Origin of the sequence: Ruegeria sp. HKCCE4148 (assembly GCF_017872495.1) — a bacterium.
GTDB lineage: Bacteria > Pseudomonadota > Alphaproteobacteria > Rhodobacterales > Rhodobacteraceae > Ruegeria.
In genome coordinates this window covers 107,912-122,682 of record NZ_JAEDOS010000007.1, presented here as the reverse complement: position 1 = coordinate 122,682, position 14,771 = coordinate 107,912, and the positions used below count along the sequence as shown (strand labels likewise).

The following is a 14,771-nucleotide window of genomic DNA, read 5'->3' as shown; positions in this document are numbered from 1 at the left end:
CGCTCGGCCCGGTTTTTGCTGGACCTTTAAGCTCGGGCATGACCGAGGCTAACTTGCTTGAATAGTGTCGGCAGGCATCGGGCCCACGAAACGAAATTGCCGCGTTTCCCTGTTGAACAACCACCTTTGTTCAATTCAGGGCGTTCATTTTCTCCGAGTTCTCAGCCACCTTGGCAAAACTCTTTTTGACGACGCGGCCAATTCTTCCTTCGCTGGCCGGTCGGAGTATATATCGAGTTCTTCCGCTACGTTGATGAAAAGCCTTCACTGCCGTTTTGTGCAAAAGAGTTTGCCCTCGTGTCAAAAAGCAGAGTCTCAGCCTATTTTCACTGGATCACGACTTGTAGATCGCAGCGTAACGAGGTGCGAAGAACTTAACGAACGCTCTAACCTCTGGCCGACGATAGGCTTCAGGCGAAATGAGCATTATGTGCGGCACCGCAAGTTCGGGGATTTCGTCGAAGCATCGGATAAAGGACACGTCTGTTTCAACCAACTTCACATTGCTGATCCCAAGACCTTGTCCTGATCTAATCGCCGCGTGCATTAGCTCCAGTTCGGTAAAAGACATGACGATCTGTTCCGGTGCCACGTGATCGGTCAGCCATTCGTGGAATACATTCGGTACATCGTCCCGCTGAAAGGTAACAAACTGATGCCCGGTCAGATCATCGGGTGACCCCGGCAAGCCAAATTTGTCCGCGTAATTCCTGCTGCCGAACAAAGACCAGCGCGCCGTGCTGATCTTCCGGCAGATCAGGTCAGGATCAGGATCGGTTCTTGCGAGGCGCAAAGCAATGTCGGCCTCCCCAGCCATCAGGTCCAGTGCCCGAACGCTGGATAAAAACTCGAATGCGACATCCTGATTGTCGGCGGAAAACTCGTTTACGATTTCAATCATGCGTGCAGAGAAGTTTGCTGAATAAGCGGTGATACGGATGGGTTGTGTCGACGTCAATTCCTTCGCGCAATCGGCAAATTCGAGGACTGAAGCCTCGATTGCTTCGGCGAGGGGAATGAGGCGAAGGGCTTCTGGGGTCGGTTTGAACCCGTGCGTACCGCGCTCAAAAAGCGTCAAGCCTGTTTCTCTTTCGAGAACATCAATGCGTCGGGCAACCGTTGGTTGGGAGACCTTTAGCTTTCTGGAGGCCGCAAGCGTAGACCCTTCTCTGAAGACAGAGAGGAACACACGAATATCCGACCAGTTTCGGAACCCGTTCTTCATTTTTGTAGAACAGCACAATTTTGTGCCGGATACTAGAAGAACGGGTGAACAGTTACCGTTGTTGCGACAGCACAAGTAACTCGGAAAGGACCATGAGATGGCTTCCCATACAATGTCACCCAGCATCTGGACCGTATTTGGTGGACTGTTCGGTCGGACCAAGAGAGGCTTTCCTGAAAACCAGAAATCGCGGCCTACGGACAATGATCTTCACTCGGAACGCGCCTATATTAACGAGGTGATATGGAGTAATCCCGATGCGTTTTCGAGTGAACTGGACGTGCAGAACATGATGAATTTGTATCCGGGAAGGTTCTGACGACATTTGGTGACAATCGGCCGAACGAACCGTTTAATGCGACCCACGCGGGCGACGGTTCTTTTAGAAGCTCACTGATTTCGAAGAAGAAAACTCTTGGGACAACTTCACAAGCTCTGTTTTCGGCACCACCAAGCGTTTGCCTGGCCATAACGCGACATGTTTGTCGATTGGTGAAAGCTATTTCTTTGGTGCCTTTCTTGAAAATTTGCAAAGTCAGCTTTCTGCGCATCGCAGACCTTCGCGAGAATCCAAGTTTCCTTAGGGAGGCCCTTTGCGGGGTTGAGCAATGCAAAGGGCCATAACCGCGACGACTAAGCCATAAACTGATTGAATTCGTCGCTAATGCAGACAAACGCGCAGCGCAAAACTATGGGCGAACTACGTAAACTTATGGGGTGCGCGAAGTGTTATGCGCAAACCTACAAACGATCAAAAATCCAGGTTTTCAACACTCAACGCGTTTTTCTGGATGAATTCGCGGCGTGGTTCGACCACGTCACCCATCAGCTTGGTGAACAGATCGTCGGCCTCGACCATATCGTCCACGCGCACCTGCAGCAGCGTGCGGGCGTCCGGGTCCAGTGTTGTCTCCCACAGCTGATCCGGGTTCATTTCACCCAAACCTTTGTAGCGTTGCAGCGACAGACCCTTCTCGCCCTCTTCCAGGATAGCGCGCAGCAGGTCTAGCGGTCCGTGGATCACTTGGGAACGGTCGCGACGCACCAGCGTTGCCGGGGTGTTGTAGACCTCTTGCAGGCTCTGAGTGAAGCTGCCGGTTTTTCGCGCTTCGCCCGAACGCAGCATGGGGCCGTCCAGCGTGCGCACCTCTTCCACACCGCGCAGGATACGGGCCAGTCGGATGCCGTGATCCTGAGTGATCCGGCCTTGCCAGCCGCGTTCATATTCCAGCGCGATCAAGTCGAGACGGGCAGCAACTTTGTCAGCCACGCCTTGCAGGTCGGCATCAACGGCACCTGGCACGAAGGCCCCGGCTACGGCAGCCTGTTCCAGAATGTGACGCGGGTAATGCGTCGGGAAGGCGTCCAGAACACGTTTCAACTGGCGCGCTTCGTCCACGACACGCGTGAGGTCTTGGCCGATGATTTCTTCACCCGAGCCAAGCTTCAACACGGCCCCTTCGACGCCCTGATTGATCAGATAGTCGTCCAGCGCGGCCTGATCCTTCAGGTAAACCTCTGATTTACCTCGTGAAACCTTATAAAGCGGTGGCTGAGCGATATAAAGGTACCCGCCCTCGATCAGTTCCGGCATCTGCCGGTAGAAGAAGGTCAGCAGCAGCGTCCGGATATGTGCACCGTCCACGTCGGCGTCGGTCATGATGACGATCTTGTGGTAGCGCAGCTTTTCGATGTTGAACTCATCGCGGCCAATACCAGTGCCCAGCGCCATCACTAGGTTGCCGATTTCCTGCGACGACAGCATTCGATCAAACCGCGCGCGTTCCACGTTCAGGATTTTCCCGCGCAAGGGCAAAACAGCCTGAGTCAGACGATCCCGACCTGTTTGCGCGGAACCACCTGCCGAGTCCCCCTCGACCAGGAAAACTTCGGTTTTGGACGGGTCTTTCTCGGAACAATCCTTCAGCTTACCGGCCAGATAGTTCACATCCATCGCCGTCTTGCGGCGAGTCAGTTCACGGGCCTTTCGGGCAGCCTCACGGGCCAGAGCAGCCTCGATGATCTTGCCGACGATACCCTTGGCTTCATTGGGGTTTTCTTCAAACCACTCGGCCAGTTTTTCATTCATCAAACCTTCGACCGCCGGGCGAACCTCGGACGAGACAAGCTTGTCCTTGGTTTGGGATGAGAATTTCGGGTCTGGCACCTTTACCGACAGCACGCAGGTCAGACCCTCACGCGCATCGTCCCCTGTGAAGCTGACCTTTTCCTTCTTTGCGATCCCGCTGGACTGCGCATAATTGTTGATTGTCCGAGTCAAAGCGCCCCGGAAACCGGCGACATGCGTACCGCCATCCCGCTGCGGAATGTTGTTGGTGAAGGGCAGAACCGTCTCATGGTAGCTGTCATTCCACCACATCGCGATTTCCACGCCGATGTCGTCACGCTCACCCTTGATATAGATCGGCTCGGGCATGGCCGGGGTCTTGGACCGATCGAGATACTTGACGAACTCCTTGACACCGCCCTCATAGAACAGCTCGGTCTCCAACCGCTCGGCAGGGCGTTCATCAATCAGGATGATCCGCACGCCTGAGTTCAGGAAGGCCAACTCGCGCAGACGCTTTTCCAGCGTGTCGAATGAGTATTCGAGGTTCGAAAACGTGTTGGTCGAGGCCAGAAACCGCACTTCGGTTCCTGTTCGATCGCCGCAATCACCCACGACCTTCAGATGTTCCGCTGTCTCGCCACCCTCAAAGCGTGCGACATGTTCCTTGCCCGCACGCCAGATGCGCAATTCCAGCCAATCGGACAGGGCGTTCACAACCGAAACGCCCACGCCGTGCAGACCGCCCGACACCTTGTAGGAATTGCTGTCGAACTTACCGCCCGCGTGCAGTTGGGTCATAATGACTTCAGCCGCTGAAACGCCCTCTTCCGGGTGAATATCGACCGGAATTCCGCGCCCGTTATCACTGACAGAAACGCTGGAATCCGCGTGGATTTTTACCGTGACATGGTCAGCATGCCCCGCCAAGGCTTCGTCGATCCCGTTGTCGACCACCTCATACACCATGTGGTGCAGGCCCGAGCCATCATCCGTGTCCCCGATATACATGCCGGGGCGCTTGCGAACGGCCTCTAACCCTTTGAGAACTTTAATGGAATCTGCGCCGTATTCTTGAGGAGCCTGTGCGTCTTCGGACATTCAGTCAGTACCTATATTATTTTGGTAACTTATACGTTTTCTGGTGGGGAATGTCACGCGATCCCCCAAGATTTTGTGTTTGCGAGGGTCGTTTTTTGCCTGCTGGTTACAGGCTCACAAGCGATCAATGTCAGCGGCAATATCCGCAGCGATTTCCTCTGCGTCGACATCCTCGCGCTCAGCCGACAATCGCAACCCAAGAATGTCAGACTGATACCGCGCCGCCAGTCGATCCGGGTCATGTTCAGACCGAATTTCACCAGCATTCTGAGCGCTTCGGAACAGCTCGGCAAAACACGCTTTCATCTCAGTCATGTGCCGCGCAGCTTGATCTGCAAGATCGTGATCTTTCGCTTGCAACTCCGCATATGTCTTTGCCAACATGCAGGCTTTCGTCGGGCTCTCGACCGCTTCGATCACCAAACGGGGCTGCGCTTTCAACGCCCCTTTGGGCCCCAACTTTTCAGCCAAGGCCTTTAGGCGTGCCACGCCTTCCCGGGTGTAGCTTTCCATCGTCAGCGCATAGAGCGCATCCTTCGAGCCGAATGCCGCATAAAAACTGCCGGGCTTTAGCTTCAATTCCCGCTCCAAATCCTTCAACGACGTCCCGGCCCAGCCCTGACGCCAGAAGATGTCCTTTGCTTTAGCAATCAGAGCATCACGATCATATGCGGGTTTCCGGGGCATCAGCATCACCAATTCTTGAACGTTCACTCAAGTATATACTTGAGCGATCGTTCAATAAACTCTAAATACGATTCATCGCGCCAAAAACAGGAGTTCCGACATGGCCAATTTTCCGTCGCACGACCTCGAAACCGCTCCCGAAGGGTCCAAACCTCTTCTCGAAAAATCGCAGGCCGCGTTTGGTCGCTTGCCCGGTTTGCACAAGGTGATGGCCGAAAGCCCGCAGCACCTGGAAGGTTATCAGGTTCTGCACGGCCTCTTCTTGCAAACCGATTTCGGCAACGATGAGAAAACCGTTGTTTGGCAGACCATCAACGTGGAAAACGAGTGCCACTATTGCGTGCCCGCGCACACCGGTATCGCCAAGATGATGAAAGTCTCGGACGAAATCACCGAGGCGCTGCGCAATGAAACTCCGCTGCCTTCGGCCAAGCTCGAGGCACTGCGCACCTTCACTCTGCAAGTTATGGAAACACGTGGCAACCCGACCGAGGAACAGCTGCAGGCGTTCTTCGATGCGGGCTATTCACACCGCGCTGTTCTGGATGTGGTGCTGGGCCTGGCACAGAAAACCATGTCGAACTACGTCAACCACATGGCCAAAACCCCGGTCGACGAAGTTATGCGCGGCTTCCTGTGGGAACGTAAAGTCAGCGAACCGGCCTAAGCGGTCACGACCGAGCCCTCATCCCCTTCGGTGACAACCACCGTTTGGGCCCGGTCCCCCAATTCAGTAAACAACTCAGGCCCGGTGCCCGTCATCCAGGCCTGAGCCCCCAGAGCGCAAATCTCATCATAAAGCGCCGCGCGCCGACCTGCGTCCAGATGGGCAGCCACTTCGTCCAACAGTACAATCGGAGGCGCCCCAACCATCTCTGCCAGCGCACGCGCGTTCGACAAAATCAAAGACACAAGCAACGCTTTCTGCTCGCCTGTCGAGCAATCCTTGGCCGGAACGCCCTTTGCAGCAAAAACCCCATACACGTCTGACCGATGCGGCCCTACCAAAGTCCGGCCCGCAGCCAGATCCCGGAAGCGACTCTCACTTAAGGCGTCACGCAGATCCTCTGCTGTCTCAGGCATCGCGCCTTCAGTCTGGATCAATTCCAGCTCAGCCGACGGAAAAGCCGTCTCCGCCCGATCCTGCGCGGCACGCAGATAATCCAACGCCGAAAGGCGCGCAGCATGGATGCGATGTCCGGACTCAGCCATCTGACCCTCCAAGGCCGCATACCAATGGGCATCCCTCACCTGCTCTTTCAACAGACGGTTCCGTTCCCGCATTGCTTTTTCATATGACAAAGACGCTTCGGCATGGGTCGGATCAAAACTCAGCGCGATACGGTCCAGAAACCGCCGCCGCCCCTCGGCTCCTTCGATCCAAAGCCGGTCCATCGATGGGATCAGCCAAACAACCCGCGCCAGTTTACCAAGCTCGATCTGGCTCGAGGCTTTTTCGTCAATCCGAACCTGCCGCGCCGCACCGCCCTCGGACCAGGTTTCGATCTCATATCGCTGCCCCTGCGCACCCAACACCCCTGACACCTTCCAGCCCAACGCCTCGGGCCGCCGCGTCATCTCTGCCGCGCTCGCGCGCCTCATTCCGCGCCCAGGCGAAAACAAAGATACCGCTTCAAGGATGTTGGTCTTGCCGGCTCCGTTCGGCCCATGAATCGCGACGGGCCGCCCATCCAAAGACAACCGCGCCAGTTTGTGAGATCGAAAATGCGAGACCGTAAGCTCGGTCAGGGCCAATCCCATGACCCCTCCCTTCTTCTTGTCAAAAATACGGTCGCCGAAGGCATCGCGCGCCAGCGCGATCAGACGCGCATCGGCATGACAACGTAAACCGCGCTCTGGTCATTGCCTTCGCGCATCAGGGTCGGATCACCCGCAGAGTTAAACAGGAACACTGCATTCTCACGATCGACCTGAGACGCAATCTCTAGCAAATACTTGGCGTTAAACCCGATCTCCAACCGTTCATCCCCATAGGCGACGGCCAGTTCTTCTTCAGCAGCGCCACTGTCTGGTGCATTAACCGAAAGGACCAGCTTGTCGCCGTCCAGTTGCAGCTTTACCGCACGCGACCGTTCGGACGACACTGTCGCCACCCGGTCTACAGCCTGCGCAAACTCGGCCGCATCGACCTCAAGCTTGCGCGTGTTCCCTTGCGGGATGACGCGTGTGTAATCGGGGAATGTGCCATCGATGACCTTCGAGGTCAGAGTTATATCCGGCGTGGCAAAACGTACTTTGGTTTCGCTGACCGAAACGGCGATATCCATTTCATCATCGTCCAGCAGCTTGCGCAGCTCGCCCACGGTTTTGCGTGGCACGATCACTCCCGCCATGTCTGCGGCCCCATCCGGCAGATCTGCATCGATACGCGCCAGACGGTGACCGTCGGTGGCCACACAACGCAGAACTTTGCCGCCGTCAGAGCCATCAGCCACATGCATGTAGACACCGTTCAGGTAGTACCGGGTCTCTTCCGTCGAGATGGCGAATTTCGATTTGTCGAACAGCCGACGCAGCAGCGCCGCTGACGCGGTGAAATTCGATTGATATTCCGAGGACGCCATGACCGGAAAATCTTCTTTCGGCAGCGTCGCCAACGAGAAATTTGACCGGCCTGCCTCGACGGTCAACCGACCTGCAGCACTGTCTGCGGTCAGAGTCACCAGCGCCCCATCCGGCAGTTTCCGCACGATCTCATGCAGGGTGGTCGCCGCAACAGTGGTCGCACCGGCTTTCTCGACCTGCGCGGGCGCTTTATCGAGCACTTCGATATCCAGATCGGTGGCGCGGAACTGGGCCTGATCGCCCTCCGCCTCAATCAGCACGTTGGCAAGTATGGGAATGGTATTGCGCCGTTCCACAACGGATTGAGCCTGCGAAACGGCCTTGAGAAGGGTGCCGCGTTCAATGCTGATCTTCATACCCTCAGTTCCTCTGACTTGCGTACCGACATGGGCGGGACTGGCACGTTAGCGGTTCCACCCTGAGGCACAAGGATTTTTTACGGATTTCTGGGTTGGAAAGCCCTTAGCGTCAAGGGCATCGTGCCAAACTAGCCTCAGTTCTGGTCCAACCGTGGATTAATGCGCACAAGAAAACGCCCCGGACGCAAAGCACCGGGGCGTTTTCTTCATGAAATGCTCAGATCAGGCTTCCAGCGACCGCCGCAGCATTTCTACATCTTCGGCGATCTGACCGTCGGTCAGTTTCAGCTCTTCAATACGTTTCACGCCGTGCATGACCGTTGTGTGGTCTCGCCCGCCAAAACGGCGGCCAATCTCGGGCAACGAGCGGCTGGTGAGCTGCTTGCACAGATACATCGCCACCTGGCGCGGACGCGCATAAGACCGCAGGCGCTTGGGCCCGATTATGTCGGAAAGGCGAATATTGTAATATTCGGACACTTTCCGCTGGATCTCCTCAACGCTGATCTTTCGTTCTGAGGCACGCAGCACGTCAGCCAGACAGTCCTGTGTCAGCTCCATATCGATTTCGCGGCCCACCAGCGATGCGAAGGCGAACAGACGGGTCAGAGCACCTTCCAGAACGCGGACATTGGTCGAGATGCGATGCGCCAGAAACTCCAGAACACCATCGGCAATCGATAGATCGGGATAGGTGCTGCTGTACTGCTGCACCTTGTTCTGCAGGATGCCCAGGCGCAGTTCGTAGTCAGTTGGATGCAGGTCGACGACCAGACCGCATTGCAGGCGCGATTTCACACGGTCTTCCAGATCCTTGATCTCACCCGGGGCGCGGTCGGCCGAAATGATGATCTGCTTGTTCTGATCCACAAGCGCATTGAAGGTGTGAAAGAACTCTTCCTGCGTCGAATCCTTGCCCGCGATGAATTGCACGTCATCCACCATCAACACATCGACCGAGCGGAACAAGTGTTTGAAATCCATCATCCGGCGTTCACGCAGCGCCTGAACAAAGCGATACATGAATTGCTCGGCCGAAAGGTAAAGCACGTTAAGCTCAGGATGTTTTGTCTTCAGCTCCCACGCGATGGCGTGCATCAGGTGGGTTTTACCTAAACCCACACCACCATACAAAACCAGCGGGTTGAAGGTGACAGGTCCGCCTTCCGAGACACGGCGGGCGGCGGCATGCGCCAGTTCGTTGGGCTTGCCCACAACAAAGCTGTCAAAGGTAAAGCGGGAATCCAAAGGCGCGGCCTGCAAGGACTCGAGCGCATCCGAGGCAACCTCAGCCACGGGCGCGACAACAGGATCTGCAGGCGCGTCCGGGGCCGCTTGCAAGTTTGGTTTCGGACGTGCGGGCGAATTGGCGGCAACCCGGAAATCCAGCCGCTGCACGGTTTCACCTGCCGTGTTCAGTTCATACAAAATGAGGTCTGCAAAATTTTGACTGACATAGTTGCCCATAAAATTGGTCGGCACGGAAAAAACCGCCACACCATTCTGCAGCTCCTTAAATTCCAAAGGCTCGATCCAGGTGGTGTAGTTGTTCCGACCGACGGCCTTCAGCAATTTGTTACGCAGTAGTCCCCATTTCTCTTGTGTCATTCAGCGCCTCACGCATCCCATTCTTATTGGCCTGTCGGCCTTATTCATACAAACCCGGTCGCCCGGTTAAGCGTTCACTCGCACACAGGTATCCAAGCGCCAAAACCAACCCGGTTTGGCGGGATGTCTTTCAAATGCACACATGTCCCCGCTAAACGCCCGGCAATAGTTGAGCGTCCGGAAAACCGGGTTGCACGTCGCACTCTCAATTTTTTAGACAGGGCCGAGCACACCGGGCTTGTCCCGGATTTCTCGACAAATCGGCAGCCTGACATCAGCCAGTCGTCGACAACTTCTCCGGATCGTCCTGATGCCCGTCAGTTCGACCGAAGAAACAGCCTGTCCCCCCAAGCGAGTGAATCGCTGATTACAGTGGTAACAACTCCTTGCGGGGCGCGGCAACGAAACTCTGTTATTGACTCGGTTCTTTGGCCGAAAGAATCTCTCAGTTTTGTGAAGGCGCGGTTTTCCGGCAACACGAAAAAAGGCGCCGCTTCACGCGACGCCTTGTATTTAGATCAGCCTTGCTGACATGACCATTGGTCAATCAGTGGACTTAGCCCAGTGCTTTGACGCGGGCCGACAGGCGCGACATCTTGCGGGCTGCGGTGTTTTTGTGGAACACACCTTTGGTAACACCGCGCATCAGTTCAGGCTGAGCGGCACGCAGAGCAGCGGTTGCCGCGTCCTTGTCGCCAGAAGCAATCGCTTCTTCGACTTTGCGCAGGTAAGTACGGATGCGCGAACGACGCGCTTTGTTGACTGCGAAACGCTTTTCGTTCTGACGTGCGCGTTTCTTTGCCTGGGGCGAATTTGCCATGTGTTTCTGACCTTCGTTCGGTACGGTTATCTTGGGTTGCGCGCCACGGACATATCCGCACCGGATCAGAAATCACGAGTGTGAGTCGGGCCAAGCGGGCCGCACGCGCATGTATGGCGGCGGTATGTATCCAAGTTTTTCGGGTTTGCCAAGCCGATTCTCTGCGCTTGCGAACCGGACAAAAAAAGGCGGGCAAAAGCCCGCCCCCGAACCTTGGCTAGCTACGCCTTACTTGTCGCGGAATTGCGCCGCGCGCTTTTCCAGAAACGCCGCCATGCCTTCTTTCTGGTCTTCAGTCGCAAACATCGAATGGAAGACGCGACGCTCGAACAACATGCCTTCACTTAGCGGAAGTTCATAACTGCGATTGACGGCTTCTTTGGCTGCGATGGCGGTAATCTGCGACTTCTCAGCAATCTTTTGAGCCGCTCCAGTTGCCTCTTCGATCAACTTCTTGGCGGGCACAACTCGGCTTACCAAACCTGCGCGCTCGGCCTCTTCTGCATCCATGAACCGGCCCGTCAGGTTCATATCCATCGATTTCGATTTGCCGACGAACCGCGTCAAGCGCTGACTTCCACCGAGCCCCGCGATGACACCCAAATTGATCTCGGGCTGTCCGAACTTGGCAGTGTCTGCGGCGATGATGAAATCGCACAGCATCGCCAGCTCGCATCCGCCGCCCAACGCATAGCCCGCAACAGCGGCGATGATAGGCTTGCGGATCGCCGAAACCCGGTCGTTGGCATCGGCAAACAGGTTCACGTTGTAGACGTCCACAAAGCTCATCTCGGACATTTCCTTGATGTCCGCACCGGCGGCAAAGGCCTTGTCCGATCCGGTAATCACAATGCATCGCACCTTGTCGTTGCTGTCTGCATCTTCCAGCGCGGCACACAACTCACCCAGCAACTGGGTATTGAGCGCATTCAACGCATCCGGTCGGTTGAGTTTGATAAGAGCGACGTGGTCTTCGATTTCGACGATGATCGTCTCAAAAGCCATGAGGTGAAAGCTTCCGGTTGTTCCGTTCAGATACGATTCCTTATCACGCGATTTCGTTGGATCAAGTTATCTTTGGCATTGCACACAATAGAAGGATGAGCGACCGGACTGTGTGATTCTCTTGATTGTCGCGCCACAGCCCTCTGTCCGGCAAGGCTCTCCCTCGCGCCCATAGACGTCAAAGCTGTGCTGAAAATATCCAAGTTCTCCATCAGCTTGGCGGAAATCTCGCAAGGAAGAGCCGCCTGCTTCTATGGCGTCCTGCAACACTTGCCGGATGATCGGAACCAATGCGGCAACACGGGATGCAGAAATCTGCCCGGCTTTGCGACGTGGCGACACCTTGCCGCGATAAAGCGCCTCGCAGACATAGATATTGCCCAATCCGGCAACGATTCCCTGATTCAAGAGCGCGGATTTGACCGGGGTGTTCTTGCCTTTGAAGGCCTCGATCAGGTGCTCTTCGTGGAAGTCATTGCCCAAGGGCTCTGGCCCCAGAACCGACAGCAACTTGTGGTCATCCGCCGTTGCTGTCGGCATCAGGTCCATGGCGCCAAACCGACGTGGGTCATTGAAGGTCACGCGGGCACCGTTGGCCATGTGAAAGACGACATGGTCATGCTTCTCAGGCATCGGGTGCTCATGTACAAACCGCCCCAAAGGATCACCTGATACTGTCATGCGGCCCGACATGCCCAGATGAATCAGCAGCGTTTCTCCACTGCTGAGATCGGCCAGAATATATTTCGAGCGCCGCCGCAAACGATCCACCCGCTGACCCGTAAGCCGTTCGGCCATACGCTCGGGGAAGGGCCAGCGCAGATCAGGGCGATTTACGTCTGCCTGTTCAATCACCACGCCTTCCATCGCAGGGCTCAGGCCGCGTCTTACTGTCTCGACCTCGGGCAATTCGGGCATTACACGGCTCCTAATTCAAAGGGCCGCATTGTGCGCGCCTCTTATGGCCCTATAACAGAGGCGAAATTCGACGAACGGCAAGGCAAATGTCCGACAACAGCGACAAGACCACTCATTTCGGGTTTGAAACCGTGCGCGAGGCTGACAAGGCCGGGCGCGTGCAGGGCGTATTCAACTCGGTGGCCTCGAAATATGACGTGATGAACGATGTCATGTCGATGGGCATCCACCGAGTCTGGAAAGACGCGATGATGGATTGGCTGGCCCCACGCCCTGGCCAACGGCTGCTGGATGTGGCGGGCGGAACAGGGGACATCTCTTTCCGCTTCCTCAAACGCGCAGGCCACGGCCACGCCACTGTTCTGGACCTGACCGAACCTATGCTGGTCGAAGGCCGCCAACGCGCCGAAGCCGACCAGATGTCGGACAGCCTGAATTGGGTGGTCGGGGATGCGATGGCCCTGCCGTTTGAAGACAACACCTTTGATGTTTACACGATCTCTTTCGGCATCCGGAACGTCACCCGCCCGCAAGAGGCCCTGAACGAAGCGTTCCGCGTACTGAAACCCGGCGGTCGCCTGATGGTGCTGGAATTCAGCCAGTTGCCCAATGACGGGCTGCAAAAGCTTTACGATCTCTACAGCTTCAACGTCATCCCACGCATGGGTAAGCTGATCGCCAATGACTATGACAGTTATCAGTACCTTGTGGAATCTATCCGTAAATTCCCCGATCAAGAAACCTTTCTGGGCATGGTCCGCGCTGCTGGCTTCGAGAACGCCAAGTACCGAAACCTGAGCATGGGCATCGCCGCGCTGCATTCCGGCTGGAAAATCTGATGCGCGGTCCTCACAATATTATCCGCCTGATCCGCACAGGCGCCACTTTAGAGCGCACCGGTGCCATGAACGTGGTTCTGGACGCTTTTGAGGCCCCCCGGTCGCTGCGGTTTATCGCCCACGCGTTGGGCAAGCCGTTCCAGTGGCTGGGCTACAAAGGCGATCCTGACATGCCGCCTGCCACCCGTGCTCTGACAGCGCTTGGTCCGGCCTACATCAAGTTTGGTCAGGTGCTGTCCACCCGCCCCGATGTCGTCGGCAATGAACTGGCCGAACAGCTGCGCGTTCTTCAGGACAAACTACCCCCGTTTTCTAAGTCTGAGGCCATGGCCGAGGTCGAAAAAGAACTTGGGCAGCCTGTTGCCGAGATGTTCAGCGATTTCAGCGAACCAATCGCCGCCGCATCAATCGCGCAGGTCCATAAAGCCAAACTGGTCAGCACGGGCGAGGATGTTGCCGTAAAAGTCCTGCGACCCGGCATCGAACGCGCGTTCCGCAAGGATGTAGACGCTTTCTATTTCGCGGCCCGTATCGTGCAGCTTTTCGCCCCCGGCGCGCGCCGTTTGCGTCCGATGGAAGTGATCGAACATTTCGATGGCGTTGTCCGTGGCGAACTCGATCTGCGGCTGGAAAGCTCTGCTGCATCGGAATACGCCGCCAACACCAAGGATGATGCCGGGTTCTGGCTGCCGCCCGTGGTCTGGTCGCTGTCTGCGCGTCGCGTGATGACACTGAGCTGGGCCGACGGTATCCCGCTGGGCGACAACGCAGCCCTCGACGCCGCAGGCCACAACCGCCGCGATCTGGCCGAACGCGTCCTGCGCCTGTTCCTGCTGCACGCCCTGCGCGACGGGTATTTCCATGCCGACATGCACCAGGGTAACCTGAAGGTTGCCGCCAATGGCGATATCATCGCCTATGACTATGGCATCATGGGCCATATCGACGAATACACGCGCCGGGTTTATGCCGAGATCCTCTTTGGTTTCATCCGCCGCGATTATAAACGCGTGGCCGAGGTACATTTCGAAGCAGGATATGTCCCCGCAAACCAGGACGTAGATGAATTCGCCCGCGCCCTGCGTGCAGTTGGCGAACCCATCTTCGGCATGGATGCTTCACATATCTCGATGGGCCGCCTGCTGAATTACCTATTCGAGGTGACCGAGCGCTTTGGCATGGAAACAAGAACCGAGCTGATCCTGCTGCAACGCACCATGGTGGTGGTCGAAGGTGTCGCGCGCTCACTCGACGACCACATGAACATCTGGGAGGTCGCCCGCCCTGTAGTCGAAGACTACATCAAGCGATCTATCGGCCCTCGCGCCGCTCTGAGGGATTTTGGGAAAACCGCAATGGTGCTCGCCCGTTTCGGCCCGCGCCTGCCAGCGCTTGTTGAAAACGCACTGATCGCGCAAACCCAAAAAGACGACAAAAAGAGTAACGGCTTTGGTGCATATGCCCTACCTGCCACGATAGGTGCGCTCTTTGGAATAGCCGCAACGCTGATTGCCGTGGTGCTGGGCTAATTCAAACCCGCCTGCTTCATCTGGCT

Annotated in this window: 12 protein-coding genes; 3 read left to right on the top strand and 9 right to left on the bottom strand. The window is 56.4% G+C overall.

Annotated features, from left to right (window positions below):
• Nucleotides 1–334 precede the first annotated feature (334 nt).
• The 3 genes from I9187_RS17295 to I9187_RS17285 all read right to left on the bottom strand — a co-directional run bounded on the left by I9187_RS17295 (nt 335) and on the right by I9187_RS17285 (nt 5,081).
• The gene (locus tag I9187_RS17295; RefSeq protein WP_280923328.1) at nt 335–1,225 is read right to left on the bottom strand and encodes a LysR family transcriptional regulator; all 891 of its coding nucleotides are present in this window, start codon (nt 1,223–1,225) and stop codon (nt 335–337) included.
• A gap of 751 nt (nt 1,226–1,976) precedes the next feature.
• Nucleotides 1,977–4,394 carry a DNA topoisomerase (ATP-hydrolyzing) subunit B gene (gene gyrB, locus I9187_RS17290; protein ID WP_171181218.1) on the bottom strand — a complete coding sequence of 806 codons (2,418 nt, stop codon included), beginning with the start codon at nt 4,392–4,394 and terminating at the stop codon, nt 1,977–1,979.
• Between the two features lie 114 nt (nt 4,395–4,508).
• Entirely contained in the window at nt 4,509–5,081 is a 573-nt protein-coding gene (locus I9187_RS17285; protein ID WP_171181215.1) for a TetR/AcrR family transcriptional regulator, read from the bottom strand.
• A 100-nt stretch (nt 5,082–5,181) separates the two neighbouring features.
• On the opposite strand from I9187_RS17285, the gene I9187_RS17280 reads away from it, so the two are divergent.
• Nucleotides 5,182–5,748: a carboxymuconolactone decarboxylase family protein gene (locus I9187_RS17280; protein ID WP_171181213.1), complete on the top strand. Its 567-nt coding sequence runs from the start codon at nt 5,182–5,184 to the stop codon at nt 5,746–5,748.
• Here the strand turns inward: I9187_RS17280 and recF are convergent.
• The 6 genes from recF to mutM all read right to left on the bottom strand — a co-directional run bounded on the left by recF (nt 5,745) and on the right by mutM (nt 12,377).
• On the bottom strand, nt 5,745–6,842 hold the full coding sequence (recF, locus tag I9187_RS17275; protein ID WP_171181210.1) for a DNA replication/repair protein RecF: 1,098 nt from the start codon (nt 6,840–6,842) through the stop codon (nt 5,745–5,747). The genes I9187_RS17280 and recF overlap by 4 nt on opposite strands.
• Before the next feature lie 59 nt (nt 6,843–6,901).
• Nucleotides 6,902–8,023, bottom strand: a complete 1,122-nt coding sequence (dnaN, locus tag I9187_RS17270) for a DNA polymerase III subunit beta (protein ID WP_171181209.1) — start codon at nt 8,021–8,023, stop codon at nt 6,902–6,904.
• Between the two features lie 225 nt (nt 8,024–8,248).
• Entirely contained in the window at nt 8,249–9,634 is a 1,386-nt protein-coding gene (dnaA, locus tag I9187_RS17265) for a chromosomal replication initiator protein DnaA (RefSeq protein ID WP_171181206.1), read from the bottom strand.
• Between the two features lie 556 nt (nt 9,635–10,190).
• On the bottom strand, nt 10,191–10,454 hold the full coding sequence (rpsT, locus tag I9187_RS17260) for a 30S ribosomal protein S20 (protein WP_039541017.1): 264 nt from the start codon (nt 10,452–10,454) through the stop codon (nt 10,191–10,193).
• Nucleotides 10,455–10,682: 228 nt separating this feature from the next.
• Nucleotides 10,683–11,459, bottom strand: a complete 777-nt coding sequence (locus I9187_RS17255; protein ID WP_171181203.1) for an enoyl-CoA hydratase — start codon at nt 11,457–11,459, stop codon at nt 10,683–10,685.
• Between the two features lie 66 nt (nt 11,460–11,525).
• On the bottom strand, nt 11,526–12,377 hold the full coding sequence (gene mutM / locus I9187_RS17250; protein WP_171181201.1) for a bifunctional DNA-formamidopyrimidine glycosylase/DNA-(apurinic or apyrimidinic site) lyase: 852 nt from the start codon (nt 12,375–12,377) through the stop codon (nt 11,526–11,528).
• An 86-nt stretch (nt 12,378–12,463) separates the two neighbouring features.
• On the opposite strand from mutM, the gene ubiE reads away from it, so the two are divergent.
• Together ubiE and ubiB are read left to right on the top strand one after the other, a co-directional pair.
• A complete protein-coding gene (ubiE, locus tag I9187_RS17245) occupies nt 12,464–13,216 on the top strand; it encodes a bifunctional demethylmenaquinone methyltransferase/2-methoxy-6-polyprenyl-1,4-benzoquinol methylase UbiE (protein WP_171181199.1) in 753 nt (250 codons plus the stop codon).
• Nucleotides 13,216–14,745: a 2-polyprenylphenol 6-hydroxylase gene (gene ubiB / locus I9187_RS17240; protein ID WP_171181197.1), complete on the top strand. Its 1,530-nt coding sequence runs from the start codon at nt 13,216–13,218 to the stop codon at nt 14,743–14,745. Before ubiE ends, ubiB begins: the two co-directional genes overlap by 1 nt.
• The last annotated feature ends 26 nt before the right edge of the window (nt 14,746–14,771 follow it).

Excerpts from the sequence above, each read along its gene's own strand:
- I9187_RS17295 (WP_280923328.1), bottom strand. The coding sequence starts at position 1,225 with ATGAAGAACGGGTTCCGAAACTGGTCGGATATTCGTGTGTTCCTCTCT.
- gyrB (WP_171181218.1), bottom strand. The coding sequence starts at position 4,394 with ATGTCCGAAGACGCACAGGCTCCTCAAGAATACGGCGCAGATTCCATT.
- I9187_RS17285 (WP_171181215.1), bottom strand. The coding sequence starts at position 5,081 with ATGCCCCGGAAACCCGCATATGATCGTGATGCTCTGATTGCTAAAGCA.
- I9187_RS17280 (WP_171181213.1), top strand. The coding sequence starts at position 5,182 with ATGGCCAATTTTCCGTCGCACGACCTCGAAACCGCTCCCGAAGGGTCC.
- recF (WP_171181210.1), bottom strand. The coding sequence starts at position 6,842 with ATGGGATTGGCCCTGACCGAGCTTACGGTCTCGCATTTTCGATCTCAC.
- dnaN (WP_171181209.1), bottom strand. The coding sequence starts at position 8,023 with ATGAAGATCAGCATTGAACGCGGCACCCTTCTCAAGGCCGTTTCGCAG.
- dnaA (WP_171181206.1), bottom strand. The coding sequence starts at position 9,634 with ATGACACAAGAGAAATGGGGACTACTGCGTAACAAATTGCTGAAGGCC.
- rpsT (WP_039541017.1), bottom strand. The coding sequence starts at position 10,454 with ATGGCAAATTCGCCCCAGGCAAAGAAACGCGCACGTCAGAACGAAAAG.
- I9187_RS17255 (WP_171181203.1), bottom strand. The coding sequence starts at position 11,459 with ATGGCTTTTGAGACGATCATCGTCGAAATCGAAGACCACGTCGCTCTT.
- mutM (WP_171181201.1), bottom strand. The coding sequence starts at position 12,377 with ATGCCCGAATTGCCCGAGGTCGAGACAGTAAGACGCGGCCTGAGCCCT.
- ubiE (WP_171181199.1), top strand. The coding sequence starts at position 12,464 with ATGTCCGACAACAGCGACAAGACCACTCATTTCGGGTTTGAAACCGTG.
- ubiB (WP_171181197.1), top strand. The coding sequence starts at position 13,216 with ATGCGCGGTCCTCACAATATTATCCGCCTGATCCGCACAGGCGCCACT.